Source organism: Sphingomonas sp. Leaf343 (assembly GCF_001423765.1).
Classification (GTDB): Bacteria; Pseudomonadota; Alphaproteobacteria; order Sphingomonadales; family Sphingomonadaceae; genus Sphingomonas.
This window is the reverse complement of the sequence record NZ_LMPG01000001.1, coordinates 961565-982349: the sequence shown is the minus strand read 5'-3', so window position 1 is coordinate 982349 and position 20785 is coordinate 961565. Positions and strand designations below refer to the sequence as shown.

Sequence of the window (20785 nt, the reverse complement as noted above, 5' to 3'; positions counted from 1 at the left end):
CATGACCGACCTCCCCTTTACGCGCCGGCCGTGGCCGTTGTTCGCGACGATCGCGGCGACCTTCGTCGCGCTGTTCCTCGCGGTGCTCGCGCTGCCGCACGATCCGTACATCCGTTTCCAGCAACTGGCGAAGACGATCCAGTTCCGCAGCCAGTGGGTCTATGAACGCATCGCGCTCGATCGCACGCCGATCGATATCGCCATCGTCGGCAATTCCCGCCTGGGTGCGGGGGTCAGCGCGCCGCAGGTGCAGGCCAGGCTTCGTCGCCTGACCGGGTCCGACCTCCACGTCGCCAATCTGACGATGCCGCAGGAGGGGCGGAACATCCATTACGCCATCGTCAAGCGCCTGATCGCCGAGCGACCGGAACTGAAACTGATCGTCCTGTCCGTCATCGAGCAGATGCCGCGCGAGGGGCATCCCGCCTTCCGCGATCTGGCCGACGTGAAGGATGTGCTGGATGCCCCACTGCTCCTTAACCGCGACTATGCCAACGATATCGGCGTGCTACCGTTTCGCCAGATATCCCTGTTCGTGCAGTCGCTGTTTCCGGCGGCGTTCGGCGACGTCGCGGCGCTGGACCGGTCACGCTATCCGGGCAGCGATCTGGACTCGGCGCAGACGTTCCGCCTGCCCGACGGCAAGATCGTCGACCGCGACGCCGTTCAACTGGAACCCGAACTGGCCGCCGTCGCCTCGGCGCGCGTCCGGAACATCACCCGCCCGATACTGGGCGCGGCCGGAGCGGATTACGAATTCGCAGTGGAGCGCGCCTATACCCGCCGTATCGCCGCACTGACGAAGGCGCATGGCGTATCGGTGATGTTCCTGTACCTGCCGATCTACAAGGATCACGAGCCGGTGAGCGACCAGAAGTTCTACGATGCGATCGGTCCCACCGTCAGCCCCGGTTTCGTTGCCGACGACTACCGCCTCTATTCGGATTACGGCCATCTCAATGTCCACGGCTCGCGTCTCGTCGCGCCGTGGCTGGCCGACCGCATTGCCGGACTGGCGCGTAGGCGCCTGATCCGGCCAGTCACGGATCGATGATGCGCACCAGCCCCCCACCCTTCCCCAACGCCATCCCGGCGCTGACGTCGCTGCGCTACTGCGCCGCCATCTGGGTCGTGTTCTATCACTTCTCCCACTTCACCGGGTCGGTCGCGTTGCAGGAGTTTCCGCTCGTCGCCTCGGGCTATCTCGGCGTCGATTTCTTCTTCATCCTGTCGGGCTTCGTGCTGACGCACGTCTATCAGCCGCAGATCGCCGCCGGGCGGTTCGATTACTGGGCGTTCCTATCGAGGCGGTTCGCGCGGATCTATCCGATGCACGCCGCGACGCTGCTCGCGTTTGTCGGCTTCGGCCTGGCTGCACGGTCCGGTGCGCTGGTCGTGGAGCCCTGGCTATCAGGCATGTCATTCGCGGGGATCGACCATGCCGTCATTTTCCGGGCTTTGATCGCCAATCTCACCCTGATCCATGCCTGGGGATCAACGGGGTGGCTGTTCTTCAATCAGCCATCATGGTCGATCAGCGCGGAATGGTTCGCCTATCTCCTGTTTCCGGTTCTGGTTATGATACGCCGGCTGCCCCCGAGATCCGAAACCGCGAAACTGTTCGGGATCGCGACCGCATTCGTGATTTTCGCGCTGGTCTACGCGGCGATGTTCAAAGGCGAACTGACGCGTCTGAGCTGGAACGCCGGTATCATGAGAATTTTTCCCGAGTTTCTGATCGGCATGTCACTCCATCGGTTTGGTGAGACATGGTCCGCCGGGCCTCGCGGCGCGGTGGCCGGACTCGTCGGCTCCTTCATCCTCGTCGTCGTCAGCCTGTGCATCGGCGCCGCGGTTTCCGGCCTTGAGGTCGCAATGGCCGTGATCGCGACGCTGGGCCTCGCCGGCATCGTGTTCTTCGCCGCCGACTCCGATCGCCACGGCAAGCTCCGCCCGTTCGGCAGCACGGTGCCGGTGTATCTGGGGGAGATCAGCTATTCGGTCTACATGGTGCATCTGGGCGTGGGCATCCTGCTGTACGACGCGCTGCTGCCGCGCTGGCGTCCAGCCGACGTGCCGACGGCGATCGTCACCGTCCTTGCCGGTCTCGTCGCCGCGACGATCCTGTCGATGCTGACCTATCGCCTGATCGAAGTTCCCGGCCGACGCTGGCTGGTCGCGCGCGCCCGGACGTTACAGGCCCCCGCGCCGGAGGCCCGCCATGACGCGTGATCCGCCGCTGCACCATGTCGGCATCGTCCAGCCCGACGAGGATACCGTCACCGCCGTCATGCAGGTCCTGAACCTGACCGAGGACTATCGCGGCTATGTGCCACAATTCCATGCGCTGTGCATCTTCACCCGTCCCTCCGGCGACGGCTCGCCGATCGAATTCGTCGTGCCTGACGGCGGTCCGCTGATGAAGTTCAACAAGGGTGCCGGCGGCCTGCATCATATCGCCTTCGCGGTGCCGGACATCGCCGCCACGCAGGCGGCGTTCGCCGCGCAGGGTATCCGCATGATCGAACCGCAAGCCGTTAAGGGCGCAGGTAATTTCCTCTGCAACTTCCTCGCGCCCACCGCTACACGCGGGATCATCACCGAATATGTCCAGCTGCTGGACTGACAGCGCGCCGCCGGGATCCGGCCGCGCATCACGACCGAACTGAACGGGGAATGTTGAATGGCTCGCAATTACGACAGCAGGAAGCGGACGCTGGTGACCGGCGGTGCGGGCTTCGTCGGATCGCACCTGATCGATCGCCTGCTGGAGCGCGGCAACGAGGTGTTGTGCGTGGACAATCTGTTCACCGGCGCGCGGCGCAATATCGCCCACTTGCACAATCATCCGCGGCTGGAATTCCTGCGCCACGACGTGACGTTCCCGCTCTATGTCGAGGTCGACGAGATCTACAATCTCGCCTGCCCGGCCTCGCCGATCCATTACCAGCACGATCCGGTCCAGACGACCAAGACCAGCGTCATCGGCGCGATCAACATGCTGGGGCTGGCCAAGCGGCTGAAGGTGCCGATCCTGCAGGCATCGACCAGCGAGGTGTATGGTGACCCGGCGATCCATCCGCAGGAAGAAAGCTATTGGGGCAACGTCAACCCGATCGGCGTCCGTTCCTGCTATGACGAGGGCAAGCGCTGCGCCGAGACGCTGTTCTTCGATTATCACCGCCAGCACGGGCTGGACGTGAAGGTCGCGCGCATCTTCAACACCTACGGCCCCCGCATGCACCCGAACGACGGGCGCGTGGTGTCCAATTTCGTGGTGCAGGCGCTCGCCGGCCAGCCGATCACCATCTATGGCAATGGCGCGCAGACGCGGTCCTTCTGCTACGTCTCCGATCTGGTCGATGGCCTGATGAAGTTGATGGACAGTCCCGCCGACGTCACCGGCCCGATCAATATCGGCAATCCGGTCGAATTCACGATCCGCGAACTGGCCGAGGAGGTCATCCGCCTGACGGGATCGTCGTCCGCACTGATCGAGATGCCGCTGCCTCAGGACGACCCCAAGCAGCGCCAGCCCAATATCACGCAGGCACGCGAGAAGCTGCGCTGGGAGCCGACCATTCCGCTGGCCGAGGGACTGCCGCCGACCATCGCGTATTTCGCCGGTCTCCCGGACCATGTCTGATCCGTATCGCCCGGCGTCGACCGGAGGATCGGCGTTGCGCGTCACGGTGGTCGTGCCGCACTTCAACGATCTTCCGGCACTCGGGCGTTGCCTCGACGCCTTGCAGGCGCAGACGTTGCCGGCGGACGCGTTCGAGGTCGTGGTCGCCGACAACGCTTCGCCTCAGGGCCAGGAGGCGGTGGCGGCAGTCATCGCGGGTCGTGCGCGGCTGCTGATCGTCCCGGAACGTGGAGCCGGGCCTGCGCGAAACGCGGGGGTGGCCGCGGCCCTCGCACCGATCATCGCCTTCACCGATTCGGATTGCGTGCCGGAAACCGAGTGGCTGGAGCAGGGACTCTCCGCGCTCGCGGACTGGGACCTGATCGGTGGGCGGATGACGGTCCTGATCGACCCGACCCGCCCCAAGACGGGTGCGGAGGCGTTTGAACAGGTCTTTGCGTTCAAGAACGAGCGTTACATCCGCGAGGAGAATTTTACCGTCAGCGCCAACCTGTTCTGTTCGCGCGCGGTGTTCGAGGCGATCGGCCCCTTCTATCCCGCTATCTCCGAAGACGTCGAATGGGGACAGCGCGCGGTCGCGAAGGGGTATCGGCTCGGCTATGCGCCGGCCGCCGTCGTGGGCCATCCGGCGCGCGCCGATTGGCAGGATTTGTTGAAGAAGTGGCGCCGGCGCATGCTCGAAACGCATGTCATGGCGGGCAGCGACTTGGGAAAGCGCCTCCGCTGGCTGGGGACGAGCTATCTATTGCCGGCGTCGATCGTCGTTCATGCACCGCGCGTGCTGGTTTCCCCCGACCTCCATGGTCCGCGGGAGAAGGCCGCGGCGCTGGGGACGCTCGCACGGCTGCGGCTGTGGCGGGTGGTCGACGCGCATCGGCTGTTCTTCGGTCTGAGGCGCTGACGCCGTGACGGTCGCGATCTGCATAGTCGGCTTCCGCAACGCCGGCGACATCGCGTCCTGCCTCTCGGCACTCGGCCGGTCGAGCTATACCGCCTACGAGGTAGTGATCTGCGAAAACGGCGGCCCCGCGGCGTATGCCGACCTCGTCAGGGTCCTTCCTCCGATGCTGCCGCAGGGCCAGTCGATCGAGCTGATCCTCGCCCCCGGCAATCCCGGCTTTGCAGGGGGCGTCAACATCTGCATGAACGCGCGACCGAACGCCTCCGCATGGTGGATCCTCAATCCGGATGCTCAGCCCGATGCCGATGCGCTGACGGCGCTGGTCGAGCGATTGGCGGAAGGCGACGCCGACGCGGTCGCCGGTACGCTGTATCTGCCGGGTCAGAAGGTCCAGGCACATGGCGGTCACTGGCGGCGCTGGCTGGGGCGTCCCGTATCGATGGGACGCAACGATCCCCTGGGGGAGGCACCGCCGCGATCCGCGATCGAGCCACGCCTGTCGTATCTGCTGGGCGCGTCGATGCTGGTTGGCCCCCGCTTCGTGCAGATCGCCGGCCTGATGCGAGAGGATTACTTCCTGTACGGCGAGGAGATCGAGTGGTGCCTGCGCGGCGTCGCACGCGGTGCGCGACTGGGCTTCGCACCGGCGGCCCGGGTCCTTCATTCCCAAGGAAGCACCACGGGGTCGGCCGACGATATCCGTGATCGCCCGCGCCTGCCGATCTATCTGGACGAACGCAACAAGCTCAACATCGTCCGCGATGTCGATCCGTGGCGACTGCCGGTCGCCATTCCGGCGACGTTCCTGCTGCTGACGCTGCGCTTCGCCCGACGCGGGGCGTGGAAGCAATGGCGATGGGCGGTATCGGGATGGTGGGCCGGCATTCTCGGCCGCCGTGGTGTTCCGGGCTGGCTGCGCGCCGGATAAGGCTCGCCCCGGGAATAGGGGCGGATTGCGTCGTGATCGGGGTGCGACGATATGGTCCGATGCCCGAGCCACCGATGCCTCCGGGCTGCTTGCGCACCCTTGCAGAGCCACCGGATGCGACCGTCACCGCGCCTATCGCCAGCGACGTGAGGACTAGCGCTGGCCGAAGCTCTTCCAGAATTGCTGGTGTCCTGTCCAGATCGCAACCGCGTCGTTCGGATCGTCCCGCCCCGGCGCGGATTTCGCCGGCAAAGACGTCGCTGGTGAAGAGGCTACCGCCAACATGCCCGCAGGATAAGCAAGAGAAGGCGCTCGATCGTCCGTTGGCCGATACCTGCGCTGCTACGAACGCAAAAATGGCCGCCTTCGTGAGAAGGCGGCCATTTCATTACCGTTCCGGCGCACCGGAATGGTCACGAGCTTCAGGCGAAGCGAACGCTCACGCGCTGGCGACGGCGCAGCGCGCCACCGACCGCGCCGACGCCGATCATCATCAGCGCCCAGGCAGCCGGCTCCGGAACTGCGCTGACGTTGAAATTGCCCGCGTAGGTAGCGATCGTACCGAACGAGTTGCCCGAAACGGTCAGCGTGTAGGTGCCCGCCGTGATATTCGTCGGGTCGATGCCCCAGACTTCGATCGTCGACAGCGGCTCACCCAGCAGGCGGGTGAAGTTGATCGTCGTGTTGTTGCCGGTCAGAACACCGCTCGAGAAGTCGATGTCGGACGCGAGGCCATTGCCGGTCGACGCGTTGCTGAAATCAGCGCTCAGCACGCCGGTGCGCGTCACGACGAACGTGAAGACATTCGTGAAGACGCCCGACAAGCCGCCATTGTTACCGAACGTGCCCGAACCCGCCGTCGGCGAATACAGGTTGTAGGCCATACCCGGACCAGTTGCCGTCTGAGCCTGCGCAACCGTCGGAGCCACCATCGACACGGTGGCGGCGAGCGTTACCGCCGCCAGAGATGCAAACTTGGTCATGGATCTTTCCCTTTTCCTTGCGAACCGGGGTCGGGAACATCCCGAGGAACCTTCAAAACCCCACTAGGTCTGCAACGCGATGATACTCGTTTCGGTTGCGACGGGCAACATGGACAAGGTCGAATTAATCTTTGTCAACGACCGTGCCCGATGGCTGAAATGACCGATTTTGGGACAGATCTCAGCCAGCCGCCAATCTCCGTGCCGCCTGAGACATCCAGAGATAGGTCGGCACGCCCTCTTCGATGAACCGGGACTGACCGGTCGGATCCGATTCGATTCGCTCGATCAGACCTCCGGCGGTCGCGGCGGCCATCACCGCGTCACGCGCTCCGGCATCCGCCATGATCGGCGTAAGCACGTCGCCATCGAACCGGCCGCCCCGCTGAAGCGCCGCCAGCGCCATCAGCGCGAGGGCATCCCAATGCGCCTCGTTCTGGGCGATCGCGAACCGGCTGCGTTCGGAAATGCGGTTGACGATCTCGTCGCACGCCCGCGTGATCGCCAGTCGCGCATCCTGCGGCTCGACGGTCATGCTCTCCCGGTCGAGCGCGGCCAACCCGGCATGCTGCCCCAGCAGGCCGGCCAGATAGGGCGACCCCGCGGCCAGCGACGTAATCATCTCCACCGCCTCGTCGCCGTAAGTCAGGCCGCTGGCGCGCTCACCGTTGCGGATCAGCATGCCGACCTCCTCGCGCGACATGCTCGTCACCGGCAGGCCGACGATGTTGCGCCGGATCGAGGGAATATGTTCCAGCAATTCCGTCAGGTTGGCGGCAACGCCGGCGATCACGATCTGCACCCGCACGGACCGGTCGGACAACGTCTTGATGAGTTCGGCGACCTGACGGCGGAAATCGCCCGCAGGGCTGCGATCGAATTCGTCGAGGATCACGAGCAGGCGCGTTCCCTGCAAGCGGGCGAACAGGTCGCTGACCTGTCGTGGCGTCACCTCGCCGGGCGGCAGCAGGTCGCCGAGCCTGGCACCCTTTTCGATTGCATCCGACGTGGGCTTGTAATCGCCATGGAACAGCAGCGGCACGTCGGCCGCCACGCAGCGGAACAGGTCGCCGAAGCTCGTCTCCTCTCCGCACGACGCGTAGCGCACCAGATAGCGAGCCTCGGTAGCCTGCCGCGACAGCACGTGCAGCATCGACGTCTTGCCGATGCCCCGGTCGCCATACAGCACCACGTGCAGCTTCTGATCCTCGATCGCGCGGATCAGACTGGTCAGCAGGGCGGCCCTCCCGGCGAACATGTGCGGATCGACGACCGGCTGGGACGGCGTGAACGCGTCGCGCAACCGGACGCGCGCGCCGCCGGCGTCAGAGCCCCGTCGCGGATCGAGCTGGTCGACCGCGGACGCGCGGAAGCGCGGCAACAGACTGTCCGCCGCATTGTCACGCGTGCTCGCCGCCATCGGCGGACGCGGACGGACGGGCCGCGACGCCGGCGCCGGCGCATCGGCCGCACCCTTCCGGCCGATCAGTTTTCCCCACCAACTCAATGACGTTACTCCTCGATATCGGCCATCACGCGCCGCCCGACAGGAGGATCAACGCGCAAAGGGCTTCAACACGAACCATGTGTAGACGGGCACCGCCGCGATCACGAGTATCGCCAGAATATGCTGATCGTGATTGCCCAGATAGTTGCCCAGCGCGCAACCGATCGCGGGCGGCAGATACTCGATCATGCGATCGCTCGGTTCCTCCGCGGTGGACCGCTGCAGAAACAGCACGATCAATCCTGCGAACAGCGCGATCGTCACCCAGTCGTAGATCGTTTCCACGTACAGCCCCTAAAATTCCGCCCGCCCGGTACTTAGTGCCGCGGCCAAGCGCAGGCAATCGGCACCCGATGCTCCAGACGCCTATACGCCATGCCCCGATCAACCACTCCGGGCGCACTCTTATGCCCGAGAGTTTACGAAACCCTCCATAGCGGTTCAGCCCACGACCGCCAGCAACGACCGTGCCCGCCACGACGGCACCAGCAACGTCTGCGGATTGGTCGGGTCGGCGCACCCCCACAGGAACCGGCCGATCCCGCCACTGGTGTCGAAATGCGGCGTGACACCCGCCACCGGGGAGAAAGGCATCCTCGCCACCGGCAGGCCCCCGGTGTCGAACAAGGCCCGACGGTTGGCCGCGATGCTCCAGTCGATCGCACCCGCGAACAGCAACAGCGGCCCGAACCCGCCCTTCAACACGTTCAGCCCATCGTCCAGCTGCTGGGGCGGTCGTGCGGCGTAGAACAGGGGCGACGTATCGGAAAAGTTGAAACTGCCCCCGGCCGCGCCCGATCCGGGAAACGCGCCCGGCGTTCTGGCGGTATCGTTGAACCATATGCTGGCCGTCCCTGCCGCGAAATCGAGCGAGAAGAGGATCCACGTCCACGCGCCCGCCGCGATCCCCTGCCCGGTCGCCATGATGAGGTTCACGCCCAGCGTCGTGGTCGCCGAATTGTTGTTGCCCACGAACGACAGGCGTCCATCGACCAGCACTTTCACGGCGAAGCTCGTCTGCCCGCCAGGTCCCTTGGTCAGATTGACGAGAAACGGGGCGGTCGCCAGCGTATCGACCCGCACCAGCATCGCGCCGGCGATCTGCTGCCCGTTCGGCAAACCGTGGCTCTCCCGCCCGTACAGCGCGATCCCTGTGCCGCCGACCGTGAAGCGCGCGGGTGGAACGCCCGTCGCCGCATCGACATAGAGGTCGAGCGGTGTCCGCAGGGTGCCGGCGGCATTGCCCGTCCAGGCATAGACGGTTTGCATCCCCGGCATCAGCGTTCCCGCTCCGGTCCGCGTGATCGCGCCGTCCGCCGCGATCGCCAGAGTGGTCAGCGGAACGATGCCCGCACGATCGACCGTCAGCGCCATCGTCGTTGCCGTCCCGGTATGGGGCAGCCGTCCGACAATCGCACCGACCGGAACATCGACCGTCGTCAGCAACTCGCAGGGCGAGGCGAAGGGCGGCCCCGTGCCTTCGCTCGCCATCATCGCATCGCCGACCATCCGCGCCATCAGGGCATTGCCGGCGGCCGAGAAATGCTTGACGTCGACCGCCTGCCACGATCCGCCGCCGCTGGCCCCCAGCTTGCGATGAACGGTCAACGCCGTGCTGTTCCACGCGATCTGCCCGTCTTCCTGCAGCAGGTCCGTCGGCACGCCGGCGACGACGATCGGCGGCGCATCGCAATAAGCCGGTGTCGCGACCGAGGTGCTGGTGCCGCGCAGGGATATCGGGATCGCTCCGTTCGTCCCCGCCTGCACGATATCATATCCCGAGATCGCGACAGGATCGGGATGGTCGCGCGCGTAACGCTGGAAGTTCAGGATGCGACGGTCGTGCGCCGCCGTCATCGCGCGGCGGTGATGGACGTGCGACGCGCCCTCGACCATGCCGTCGCTGCGATTGTCCTCCGACGGCGCGAGGATGTGGAACCAGTCCCGCCCGCCGCCGATCCGTGCCGCGGCGAGCCCGAGATCGGACAGGACCTGCGCCGGCCAGTTGCGCGACCAGCCGGGAACGCCCGCATTGTAGTTGTTGAGGCCGCCGGAAAAGATCTGCGGACGCTGCATTTCCGCAGCGTTACTGCCGCCCGCGAGCGTCGCGACGCGCGCGCCGATGCCGGCGCTGTTCTCCGCCGACACGCCGCCATTGCACACGCCCGTCCGCGTCCCGTCGTTCGGCGCACCCAGATGACAGGCGACGCCCGCCGGCGCACCGCCGCCCGTCGTCGCCATCGTGCGAAGAAGCTGCGGATAGTCCGATCCGCCCGGCGCACCCACCCCGAAGGTCGTGCTGTCGCCCCACAGGTTCCAGGGCTGCGCGATGGCGAACGGAGGCCGGGCGACCGCCAGCGGCGCCTGCACCGTACCGCCATCCGCGCCCCGGCGCAGGACGGCCGCCGCATCGGCCAGGCCGAGACCGAGGCCGAACATTAATACAGCGCCCAGATATCGGTGGCGGTGCCACCGGTCGCCACCCGGACGCAGCGCAGCGGATTATAGCCCTGCTGCAACGGCACCGCTGCGCGGATACCTCCGTCCGCATCGACGAGATTGGCCGTGCCCGCCGACCCGACGAGCAACGCCTTGCAGGTGCCGCCGGGCAGATCGGCCTCCGCCTTGACCACCGGCACGAACCGCACGGCCGGCGCGGAGGGATTGTTGACGAAACTCGCGAACGGATCGGGCATTGATGATCTCCATCTTTGTTGCCCTTTTGTTCTCTCAACCCGCTTCCAACAACGCAAGTGCCATGTTCCGAAAGTTGGAACGTCCGCCGACACGCAGGTCGGCTGACGTTCCAGCATTCTAGACGATGCGCGGCATGGCGCGGTAGGTCGCGCCCACCACTGTCGCGCGTGGCGGCGGCACCGCGCCGACCTCCTGCAGCATTATCCGCTGTCGCCAGGACAGCGCCACCACGATCCCCAGTAACAGGAATGCCAGAGGGTGATTTTCCTGCTGGCTGAAGACCGATTTGCTGATGAAGAAGTTGACCAGCGCGATACAGGTCGGGACGATGAAGACGATCTCCGGATCCTTGGTTTTCATACCAAGACTTGCCGCCCGCGCGATACCGAACAGGAACATGGCATAATAGATGACGAAACCCAGCACACCATATTCCAGGGCGACGGCGAGGTAATAGGTGTCGATCGTCAGGGTACCGTCCTGAACGCGGTAGCCCAGCGTCGTCGCCGCTTCCCCGATCCCGTGTCCGATAGGATTGTGCTTGAGGATACGCCAGCCCATCGCATATTGGTCTTTACGACTATCCGTGCTCGCCTGTTGCGCGCCGCCGCCAAGGATCAAACGCTCCAGCCGCCGCCAGGCGAACGCCAGCGTGATGAAGGCAACCAGCCCGGCAGGATAGGCAAGCATGAGCGCGGCGGCGAAAATGCTCTGCCGGTTCGTCCGCCAGTACGTGAACGACCAGTACAGGGCATAGAGCAGTAGCGCGACGATGAACCCGATGAATGCCAGCCGCGAATCGGTGCGGAGCGTGACGACGAACACCATCGCCAGCGTGACAACACCCAGCAGGCGGACCCACATCGTCTTCGTGTTGACGATCAGATGCAGGATAAACGGCAATGCGAGGCCGAAAAACTCCCCCAACGACAGGCTGATGCCGAATTTGCTCTGGACGCGGTAGACGCCGCTCGCCGCGCGCGACAGGCCCGCGAGCACGCGCAGAACCTGCTCGTCTTCGATCTTCAGGAACGACGGAATCCGACCGGCCCATGGCAGTTTCTCATAGCGGATTTCGTACAGGCCGATGAGACAGCAATAGATCGTGATGCCCCACAGATACGCCGCCATCCGCTTGATGCGGCCCGGTTCCGTGAAGATGTAGCAAGCCGCGAAGAATACCGTCGTCCAGGATACCTGGGCGATCACGAACTTGTTGATCGATGCCGGGATGTTGTCGGACAGCGCGATCGACAGCGCGGCAAGGACGTTGAAGGCGACGAAGAGCTTCCAGATTTCCGGAGCGACGTTGATGATATCCCAGATCCTGTCGCGGAACGCCGACGATGTCGCCATGCAATAGAGCATGATGAGCACCATCGGCACTCCGAACAGGCGGGTCGCCGTGACCCAGGGCAGCCCTGGCACCGCGAACGCGATGTAATCCGGCCAGCAGAGCAGCGCGAACATGAACGCCATCAGGCTCGCACCCAAGGCGCGCACGGGCGCCGCGCCGGCGTCCGGCAGCACCCACAGGACGATGCAGCCAAGCACCAGCAAGGGTGCCGTCAGCTGCACCAGGAGATAACGCCCCAGAATGGCGAACGAAAAGCCATAGAGGATCGAGAAGAGCGTCAGCGCCACGAAGCAGAGTATGCGATGACGGCGAAACCAGGACGCATGGACATAGCGTCCGATCGCCGGAGCGGGACGATCGCCGTCGCCGGCCCACCGTCGCCTGATGGTGGCGACCAGATCCGACAACCGGTCCAACGGCACGCGCCGCGCCAAACTGCTCATCTGCCTGCCCCCTTCGCGGACGCCATCCGCCACATCGCGACCGTCTCGTAAAGTCGAAAGACGACCTTCCGCTCACGCCACGCCAGAACGCCGAACACCATCGCGGTCAGCGCACAACTGCTCCATGCGGCCATGCCCGGATATCGCTGCATCATCCAGGCGGAGCCCGTCACCGCGACACTTGCCAGAACCAGCATCAGAACGCGCCCCGCGTCGACGCCTGTCCGCATGCCCAGCGCTTTGTTCGTCATCGCCACGATGATGGCGATACCGGCAAGCTCGGCGACCGCAATCCCCAGCGTCAGGCCCTCGAGACCGCCGATCGTCCACAAACCCGCGAACGCGGCGGGATAGGTCATCATGCGTATCAGATTGCCGGCCAGGACGACCCGGCTGTTGCCGAGAGCGAGGGCGGATGTCGTGGGCCAGATGCGGATGAAGCGGGCGACTTGCAGCACGCCGATCAATGCGATGATGACGGGGGGTTGCGCGAAGCGTGCACCGAACAGAAAGGGTGCGGCGACCGGCGCGATGATGGCGAAACCCGCCAACATGGCGAGCGACACCAGCAGCGCCTCGCCCGCCATCGTGTCGATCGCCTCCTCCAGCGTCGCGCGAGACGCCCTCGCGCGGACGATGATCGGCATCTGCATCGTATGGAGATATTTCATCAGCGTCGCGCTGGGGAAGTAGATGAGCAGCATGACCGCCGAATATCTGCCCAGCTCGACGATGCCGAGCTGACTGCCGACCAGAAGCCTGTCGCCCTGCCCCGACAGGAACAGCACCAGCCCGTTGAGCATGAGCGGCAACGCGAACAGCGCGAGACGAGGCGCGAGTTCGCGTGAATAGCCCAGTCGATAGCGGCGCTCCGCCATCGACTGCGACACCAGAACCAGCGCCAGCGATCGCACCGTCAATCCTGCCAGGGCGGCGACGTAACTCTGCGTCCACAATGCCGCTGCGATCATCGCACCCAGGCTGGCGACTTCCGCGATCATCATCGACGCACCTTCCCGGCGGAAGTCGTGATGCCGCTGCGAACGCCGGACGTCGAAATGCAGGAAGCCTCCGATCAGCGGCGCGAGACCCAGCCACATCAGGCCGACCGTCAGTCCGGGTTCGTTGTAGAACCAGGCGATCGGCCCTGCAAAAACCAGCAGCGCACCGGCGATCGCGAAACCCCTCGCGACCGACAACAGCTGCACCAGCGATTGCGCGCGCGGGTCATCGCCATGTTCGTCCTGAACGAGGAACCGGTCGCTGCCGCTGTCGCTGACCGAGTCGAAGAACTGCGCCGTCAGGATGAGCGTGACGGCGAGGCCAAGCTGTTCCGGACCGAGCAATCGTGCCAGCAACGTATAGCGAAGCAGCGCACACACCTGCGCAACGCCGACACCCGCCATATAGATTTTGGTCCCCTTGCGCGATCGCGCAGGGCCGTCGTCCGTCACCGTCCAGCCTCGATTCCGCTTAGAGCATCCGTAGCTACTGCGCCCTTAACGGATCGTGCCTATAGATGCCGACCTTCGCGGCACAAGTGTGGTGCGACGCACGGATCAGTAACCATAACACGCCCTTAACCTTGTCCGATCCATGGTCCGGTCGCTCTCTAGCGACGGATGTATCGATCGTGCGCCTGTTCTTCCCCCCCGCCTCGCCCCGTTCCGATCTGGCTTCGATCCTCAGCCAGTCCCGTGCCGCCTTTGTCGGCATCGCGCTGCTCAGCGCGGTGCTGAACGTGCTGCTGCTCGGCGGGTCGATCTACATGATGCTGGTGTACGACATGGTGCTGCCGGGTCGCAGCATCCCGACGCTGCTCGGCCTGTTCGCAATGGTGACCGCGGTCTATGTGTTCCAGGCGCTGCTCGATCACATCCGGTCCCGGTTGCTGCTCAACGTCTCCAAAAGCGTCGACATCGGCCTGTCCCGCCGCGTCCACCGCCTGATCGGCGAGATCGCGCGCACGCGCGGCGGCGATGCGTTGCAGCCCATGCGCGATCTCGACACGGTCCGCGGGTTCCTGTCCGGCGGCGGGCCGACCGCGATCATCGACCTGCCGTGGATGTTCTTCTTCATCGCGGTGCTGTTCATCCTCCACCCGCTGATCGGCGCGACGGTGATGGCGGGCGGTCTCGTCCTCGTCACGCTGACCTTCCTCACGGACCGGCTGTCCGCCGCGCCGATGGAGCGCGTCACCGCCACCGCGTCGCAGCGCCACCTGGCCGCCGAGGGATCGCGTCGCCATGCCGAGGTCCTCCGCGCGCTCGGCATGGAGGGGCGCGTCGGTGAGGGCTTCGCGCAGATCAGCCGCCAGCACCTGACCGCCAATGATCGGCTCGCCAGCGTCGCCGGCACGCTGGGCGGGATCAGCAAGGTCGTCCGCCTGCTCCTTCAATCGACCGTGCTGACGGTCGGCGCGCTGCTGGTGATGGACGGCCGCGCCAGCGGTGGCGTGATCTTCGCCAGCTCGATCCTCTCGTCGCGCGCGCTCGCGCCGGTGGAGATGGCGATCGCCAACTGGCGCGGCTTCATCGCGGCACGGGGAAGCTGGCGGCGGTTGAAGGCCTTGATGAACGCCCTCCCGCGAGAGGCCCCGCATCACACCCTGCCCGCGCCCGTCGCATCGCTGTCGGTCGAGGGTCTGTCGGTATGCCCGCCCGGCACCGACCGCATGACCGTTCGCGACGTGTCCTTCCGCGCCGAAGCCGGCGAGGCGATCGCGGTCCTCGGCCCCAGCGGATGCGGCAAGTCGACCCTGGTCCGAGCCCTGGTCGGCGTGACGCAGCCGGCCACAGGGGCTATCCGCCTGGACGGCGCGACGCTGGATCAATGGTCGGCCGACGATCTGGGCAGCACCATCGGCTATCTGCCGCAGAACGTCGAATTGCTCGGAGGGACCGTCGCCGCCAACATCTCCCGCTTCGAACCGGAAGCATCGTCCGAAGCCATCGTCACCGCCGCCACGCTGGCCGGCGTCCACCAGCTCGTCCTGCAACTGCCGGACGGGTACAATAGCGCGGTGGGTCAGGACGGCAGCGCCCTCTCCGCAGGGCAGCGACAGCGGATCGCACTCGCACGGGCGCTGTACGGCGATCCGTTCCTGATCGTGCTGGACGAACCGAACTCCAACCTCGACGAGGCTGGCGAAAAAGCGTTGGCGGATGCCGTTCGCGCCGCCACGGCGCGCGGCGCGATCGTGGTGCTGGTCGCCCACCGCGCCTCGATCCTCGATGCCGTCCACAAGGTTCTGCTGATGCAGGACGGCGAAGTCCGGGCCTTCGGACCGAAGGAAGCGATCGTGCCCGACCGCCGCCGCCCGCTCCGTATGCCCGACCGCATCGGCCAGTCCACGCCCGGACTGGACGTCGATACCGCCGCCTGACCGGCACGACGACGAGAGCCGCCGCCCGATATCCGGACGGCGGCCCCTTACGCCCTACTGGTACGCTTTACTCGGTACGCGGTACTGAACCGTGGATCAGAGGACGAAGTCGGCGGCGCTCAGCGAGGTCACGCCCACGACGTGGATCTTGATGTCCGCGACGCCGTCGCCGTTGGTGTCGCCCATGATATAGCTGTCGCCACCGACCTTCTCGTACCGGAGCTCTCCCGCGACGCGGTGGAACGCATCGGTGCCGATGAATTTGAACCCTTCGTCGGCCGCGGTGCGGGAATTGGCATCGACACCGCCCAGATGGATCTTGTCCTTCTGCGCGGACGAAAAATTGAAGATATCGTCCATCGACTGGTTGGCACCAGCCCTGAAGTCGGCCGTGCGGTATACGAACGTATCCTGCCCGCTACCCCCGTACAGCTTGTCCGCGCCGGCCCCGCCGTCGAGGACGTTCGTCCCGGCACCACCGTCCAGAACGTCGTTGCCGGCACCGCCATACAACAGGTCGTTGCCCTCTTCGCCGTACAGCCTGTCGTTACCCTCGTCGCCCTTCAACGTGTCGTTGCCGCTACCGCCATACAGCGTGTCGGCTCCGGCCCCGCCTTGCAGGTTGTCGTTGCCACCCTCGCCATACATCACGTTGTCACCCGCCGATCCCGACATGATGTTCGCAAGTTCGTTGCCATGCACCGTCAGGCCTCCAGCCATCAACCGGACGTTTTCGACGTTGGCGCTCATCGTATAGTTGACGTGGGTGGCGACGGTGTCGGTGCCCTCGTTCGCCGACTCCACGACGATGTCCCGCGCACTCTTGACGACGTAGGTGTCGTCGCCGACACCGCCGCTCATCGTGGTTGTGCCGCGCGCGCCGCCGGTCATCGTGTCGTTGCCCGCGCCGCCGTTCAGGGTGTAATCGCCGACGACCCCCGCGCGCAGATTGTCTGCACCCGCCGTGCCGTTCACCTGAACGGCGGTGAAGGTGTAGCCGTGGTCGGGCCGGCCGCCGGGAAGCGGATCGTCCACATACCCCATCAGAGCGACACGGCCCAGGATCTGCGCCTCGTACTTGTTCGCCAGATCGGGTGACCGGTCGTTCAGCTTCAGCCACGCGGACAGTGCCGATGCCGTTGCCGACGACGCGATGCCCGTCAGCACGTTCGCGGACTTGGTCACCTCGGCGTTGACGTATGAAAAGTCGCTGGCGACGTTCTCCGTCACGACCGCGCCGGTCGCATTCTGCACGCGGATCCAGCTTCCCTGGTCGTCGCGGCCGATCACGGTGTTCTGGCTGACCGTGAGGTTGTTGGCGCCCATGACGCCGATCCCGTTATAGGCCGCGCCGACGATCGTGTTGCCGCTGATCGTCACGTTCTGGAACGGCAGGTTGCCGACCTCGTCGCGCACCCAGATGCCCTGCACCACGCTGCCCGTTCCCCGGTCGAAGGTGTTGCCGGAAATGGTGATGTTGCTGGCCGATGCCTTGGTATTGGTCGTCCAGACCTGAATCGCATCGGGATGGATGTCCCCGGTGTGATCGAAATTCGTGAACACGTTGTTCTTGATCGTCAGGTTCGACGTTCCGCCGCCGGCGATCCCGTTGTCGCGAAGACCGGTGAAACTGTTGCCCGAGAACGTCACGCCGTTGCTGTCGATGTGGCACAGCGCATCGGTAAGCTGCTCGAACCGCGAGTTCGAGACGGTGACGTTGGAACTGTTCCGCACCAGCATACCACGGACGTCGTCGGACGCATCGTTGTCCAGCACCCCGTGCACGAACAGCTTGTCGAGGACGACGTTGCTCGAATTCAGCACCTGAAACGGCATATCGACGTTCTTGATGCCTGCATCCAGTTCGAGACCCGAAATCGTCAGGCCCTTGCTGTTGTTGATCTTCAGATCCGTCAGCACGGCCGGCTTGGCAGCGTTCAGCGATGTGATGGTGACGTTGCCGGCGATCTGCATGTTGCTCAGGTTGACCCCCGAATAGGTGCCCTGCTGCAGATACACGGTGTCGCCCGACTTCGCCGTCTTCAGCACGTTCAGCAAGCCGGCCGTGTCCTTGACCATGTAGCTCGATTCCATGAGGGTCGCGTCGTTGCCGAATGCCGGGTCGAACTTCGAGAATGCACTGTTAACGCTGACAGCCATGAAACTAAACTCCAGGGGGGCCGATGCGGAAAGTCGAACGGGGGGTCGCCGCCTTCCTTGCACTCCTGTTAGCCATTGAAACCTTTCACCCTCGCTGCCGGCTTCGGTTAAACCGCGAGTCACCTTGATTCACGGGGAGAATTGGCGAAATCCGGTGGGTTTCGAGCCTGAAACATTGAACCGGAAAGTAACATTGCCGGTACCGAATCTTACTGGCGCGGTAAGGTTTCGTGGGTCGCCACCAGATGATCGGCGTGCACGGCCCCGATAGACGGGGGCGTGCTGTACGGCTGACGATTCGCCGAAGCGGTCGATCCGCGACCGCGCCTCGCGCCGTAATGCCTTTGACAGGGTCGTCGACGGCAGCCGCCGTCGACGCTCACCGGATCGCGATGAGCGACTTCGCCAGTCCGTAAAAACGCTCGCTCTCGATCCGGGCATCCGGAAACAGACGCTTCATCTGTCGACGACCCAGCAGGTAGACCGATCCGACATCGTGCAGCGCGTCGTCGTAGTTCCGGACGCGCTCGCGGAAACCAAGCTTGAACGACATCAGCAATCTCGCCCGTAGCCATTTCGGAAGATACTGGAAAAACGGCGCCCTGAAATGGGGTTCCAGCGGAAACCAGTAGTTTGGCGTCTGAACATAATAATGCGGGGCGAGCCGGCGCACCTCGGCGGCCATCGCCTCGATATCGCGCCATGCGCCGACATGCTCGATCACGCTATTGGAGTGAACGATGTCGAAGGCCATGTCGTCGAAGGCAACGTCCCGGGCGTCCCCGCCCACGATGCGGAACTCGCCATGCTGGCCGTCTTCCGCGCCATAATTGAGGATCGTGATTTCCAGCCGGTACTTGGCCCAGAGGGGTTTCAGTCCTTGCCAGTAGGGCACGGTGCCGCCGACATCCAGTATCCGGATCGGCCGGTCTGCGACGTCCACCAGTTCCAGAAGCTCGGCAAAACGCGCGAAGCGCGCCACGCGGAAGCGATTGACGTCGACATTGTGCTCGCTAGCCTTGCGCGGGTCCGTTTGCCCACGTTCCAGAAGATCGGGCTTCGCCATGGAACTCCGGGGCTTATCCATAGAACTCATCGTTGGTGACTTCCCGATGGCGGCGTGTCGGTATCGCCATCAAACCACGTTCCCTGCGTCCGGATCAAGCGACCCGCGCCAGCCGGTTCAGGGCTTTCGCCCGTTCGGTACCGACCAGCGCGATGCGACCGTTGGACGGCGTCGCCTTCATCATATCGACGATGAAGGTGTTCAGTCGCGCCCAGTCGGCGTTCTCGCCTTCCCGCACCATGGACGCACGTACCAGAACACCGTCCGCGACGTACCCGTCCATGGCCGCTGCCAGCCGATCGCGCCGTTGCTCGCCGGCAGTGATCGGCAGATACTCGCCCAGCCGCGTCCAGTATAACATGTCTTCGGTTCGTCCACCGGCCGTGGCGGTCAATTCGACACTGGGGATCGTGATCCCCGATCCCAGCGTCACCGGATCGAAACGGTGTTCCGTAATCGCGAAGCCGACCGCCCGGTAGCACACTTCCGGTCGGTGTAGCTGCAACAGATCGCTCTGCGAATCCCCGTGCGCGATCAGCAGCATGATCGGCGCGCCGCCGTCGGTGTTGCGGTACGTCCGCGCGACGGTTTCGTTATACAACGTATCCGCCAGGCTCCCCGGCACCTTGGGCAGGACGATATCCCCGCCACCCTCCGCAGCCCAGGTGCCGAATGCGGTCGGAACCATCGTGGTGATCTTGCGCCCACCCGCCAGCGACAGCAGCCGTCTCGGCCGCAGCGTTTCGGCCCCCGCCAGCGCAGCCACGCAGCCAAGGCCGAACATCACGTCCCGCCGCCTCATGCCACCGACTCCGCCCGTGCCGTCCGTCGCCGGACCACGATCCTCTGAAGTCCCGCATCCAGCGCGAATACCAGCAGCAGCGCGAGCACGAACAACATCATGCCCGCCGTCACATGCAGGAATCCCTGTGCGACAGCGTCCCCGTAATAATAGGTCAGCAGTACCAGGACCGTCACGCGAACCATGTTCACGACGATCGCGATCGGCAGGATGAACGCGACCAGAAGAAGCGCATAGCGCCACGATGCACGGTGCATGAGGTAGATGTATAACAGCGTGATCGCTGTCAGGCCGATGATCGAATTCATGCCCGAGCACGCATCCTCGACCAGCAGCTGATATTGCGCGACCGTCATCGTCACCCCCTCACGGGAGATCGGATAACCCAGCGCGTGCAACGCGTTCGTGACCGTGTAGGAAATGAACATCCGCAATGGCGATGTGATCTTGTCGATCAGCCAACCGGGCGGCGGGATCAGGAAAGCGAGGTAGAATAAAGGGAACCAGTTCGCGGCCATCGCACGCCAGCCCACCAGCGACAGCGCCGCCGCCAGCAAGGCGGCGTATACCGCCAGTGTCTCCAGACTGATGAAGTCGAAGGCGCGGCCGAAGACGTACAGGAGCAAGGCCGGCACCATGATCGCCGCGATCTGCCACGGCGGTCCGGGTCGGCTGATCGCACCGACATCCTGCCGCTGCGTCGCCAGCAACCAGATCCCGGTGGCCAGTACGATCGGGCCGTGCGCTCCGATCTCCAGCGTCCAGACCTGCTGCCCCAGCGTCACGATCGTCGGGACCGCCATCACCGCAAATCCGAGGATCAGCGGCCAGTGATCCAGCCAACGACGATATCGATCGCGGGAGAGCGGAAATGCGGAAGTCGCCAAGTCCTGATGTCCTGCCTTGTGTC

18 protein-coding genes are annotated in these 20785 nt (G+C 64.9%); 7 read left to right on the top strand and 11 right to left on the bottom strand.

Features of this window, described 5'->3' with window-relative positions; all coding sequences use genetic code 11:
* Position 1: 1 nt before the first annotated feature.
* The 6 genes from ASG07_RS04350 to ASG07_RS04325 are packed head-to-tail and all read left to right on the top strand — an operon-like array spanning position 2 to position 5475.
* Positions 2-1054, top strand: a complete 1053-nt coding sequence (locus tag ASG07_RS04350) for a hypothetical protein (protein WP_156361719.1) — start codon at positions 2-4, stop codon at positions 1052-1054.
* Entirely contained in the window at positions 1054-2232 is a 1179-nt protein-coding gene (locus ASG07_RS04345; RefSeq protein WP_055842591.1) for an acyltransferase family protein, read from the top strand. The genes ASG07_RS04350 and ASG07_RS04345 overlap by 1 nt, the downstream gene beginning before the upstream one ends.
* Entirely contained in the window at positions 2222-2626 is a 405-nt protein-coding gene (locus tag ASG07_RS04340; RefSeq protein WP_055842588.1) for a VOC family protein, read from the top strand. Before ASG07_RS04345 ends, ASG07_RS04340 begins: the two co-directional genes overlap by 11 nt.
* 57 nt (positions 2627-2683) lie before the next feature.
* Positions 2684-3646 (top strand): UDP-glucuronic acid decarboxylase family protein, encoded by a 963-nt coding sequence (locus ASG07_RS04335; protein WP_055842586.1) that lies wholly within the window; start codon positions 2684-2686, stop codon positions 3644-3646.
* Complete coding sequence (locus ASG07_RS04330; RefSeq protein ID WP_236694537.1) at positions 3639-4547, top strand: glycosyltransferase family 2 protein; 909 nt, start codon at positions 3639-3641, stop codon at positions 4545-4547. Before ASG07_RS04335 ends, ASG07_RS04330 begins: the two co-directional genes overlap by 8 nt.
* A gap of 4 nt (positions 4548-4551) precedes the next feature.
* Positions 4552-5475 (top strand): glycosyltransferase, encoded by a 924-nt coding sequence (locus ASG07_RS04325; protein ID WP_055842583.1) that lies wholly within the window; start codon positions 4552-4554, stop codon positions 5473-5475.
* Between the two features lie 422 nt (positions 5476-5897).
* Here ASG07_RS04325 and ASG07_RS04320 read toward each other — a convergent pair whose 3' ends face one another.
* From ASG07_RS04320 to ASG07_RS04290, 7 genes are all read right to left on the bottom strand, one after another.
* Positions 5898-6458 (bottom strand): FxDxF family PEP-CTERM protein, encoded by a 561-nt coding sequence (locus tag ASG07_RS04320; RefSeq protein ID WP_055842580.1) that lies wholly within the window; start codon positions 6456-6458, stop codon positions 5898-5900.
* 181 nt (positions 6459-6639) lie between these two features.
* Positions 6640-7965 (bottom strand): ATP-binding protein, encoded by a 1326-nt coding sequence (locus tag ASG07_RS04315; RefSeq protein WP_055842575.1) that lies wholly within the window; start codon positions 7963-7965, stop codon positions 6640-6642.
* Positions 7966-8013: 48 nt separating this feature from the next.
* Entirely contained in the window at positions 8014-8250 is a 237-nt protein-coding gene (locus tag ASG07_RS04310; RefSeq protein WP_055842572.1) for an XrtV sorting system accessory protein, read from the bottom strand.
* Positions 8251-8406: 156 nt separating this feature from the next.
* Positions 8407-10404: a hypothetical protein gene (locus ASG07_RS04305; protein WP_055842571.1), complete on the bottom strand. Its 1998-nt coding sequence runs from the start codon at positions 10402-10404 to the stop codon at positions 8407-8409.
* Positions 10404-10661, bottom strand: a complete 258-nt coding sequence (locus tag ASG07_RS04300; RefSeq protein WP_055842569.1) for a spike base protein, RCAP_Rcc01079 family — start codon at positions 10659-10661, stop codon at positions 10404-10406. The genes ASG07_RS04305 and ASG07_RS04300 overlap by 1 nt, the downstream gene beginning before the upstream one ends.
* A gap of 118 nt (positions 10662-10779) precedes the next feature.
* Positions 10780-12462 (bottom strand): O-antigen ligase family protein, encoded by a 1683-nt coding sequence (locus tag ASG07_RS04295; RefSeq protein ID WP_156361718.1) that lies wholly within the window; start codon positions 12460-12462, stop codon positions 10780-10782.
* Entirely contained in the window at positions 12459-13916 is a 1458-nt protein-coding gene (locus tag ASG07_RS04290; protein ID WP_055842563.1) for an oligosaccharide flippase family protein, read from the bottom strand. The genes ASG07_RS04295 and ASG07_RS04290 overlap by 4 nt, the downstream gene beginning before the upstream one ends.
* 179 nt (positions 13917-14095) lie before the next feature.
* Between ASG07_RS04290 and ASG07_RS04285 the strand changes: the two genes are divergently transcribed.
* Positions 14096-15847 carry a type I secretion system permease/ATPase gene (locus tag ASG07_RS04285; RefSeq protein ID WP_201780943.1) on the top strand — a complete coding sequence of 584 codons (1752 nt, stop codon included), beginning with the start codon at positions 14096-14098 and terminating at the stop codon, positions 15845-15847.
* Positions 15848-15943: 96 nt separating this feature from the next.
* On the opposite strand, the gene ASG07_RS04280 is transcribed toward ASG07_RS04285, so the two are convergent.
* The 4 genes from ASG07_RS04280 to xrtV form a co-directional block, all read right to left on the bottom strand.
* On the bottom strand, positions 15944-18007 hold the full coding sequence (locus ASG07_RS04280) for a right-handed parallel beta-helix repeat-containing protein (protein ID WP_055842560.1): 2064 nt from the start codon (positions 18005-18007) through the stop codon (positions 15944-15946).
* Positions 18008-18386: 379 nt separating this feature from the next.
* On the bottom strand, positions 18387-19073 hold the full coding sequence (locus tag ASG07_RS04275) for a methyltransferase domain-containing protein (protein WP_168377301.1): 687 nt from the start codon (positions 19071-19073) through the stop codon (positions 18387-18389).
* A gap of 94 nt (positions 19074-19167) precedes the next feature.
* Entirely contained in the window at positions 19168-19875 is a 708-nt protein-coding gene (gene epsI / locus ASG07_RS04270) for an exosortase-associated protein EpsI, V-type (RefSeq protein ID WP_082474467.1), read from the bottom strand.
* Entirely contained in the window at positions 19872-20762 is an 891-nt protein-coding gene (xrtV, locus tag ASG07_RS04265) for an exosortase V (RefSeq protein WP_236694536.1), read from the bottom strand. The genes epsI and xrtV overlap by 4 nt, the downstream gene beginning before the upstream one ends.
* Positions 20763-20785: the final 23 nt, after the last annotated feature.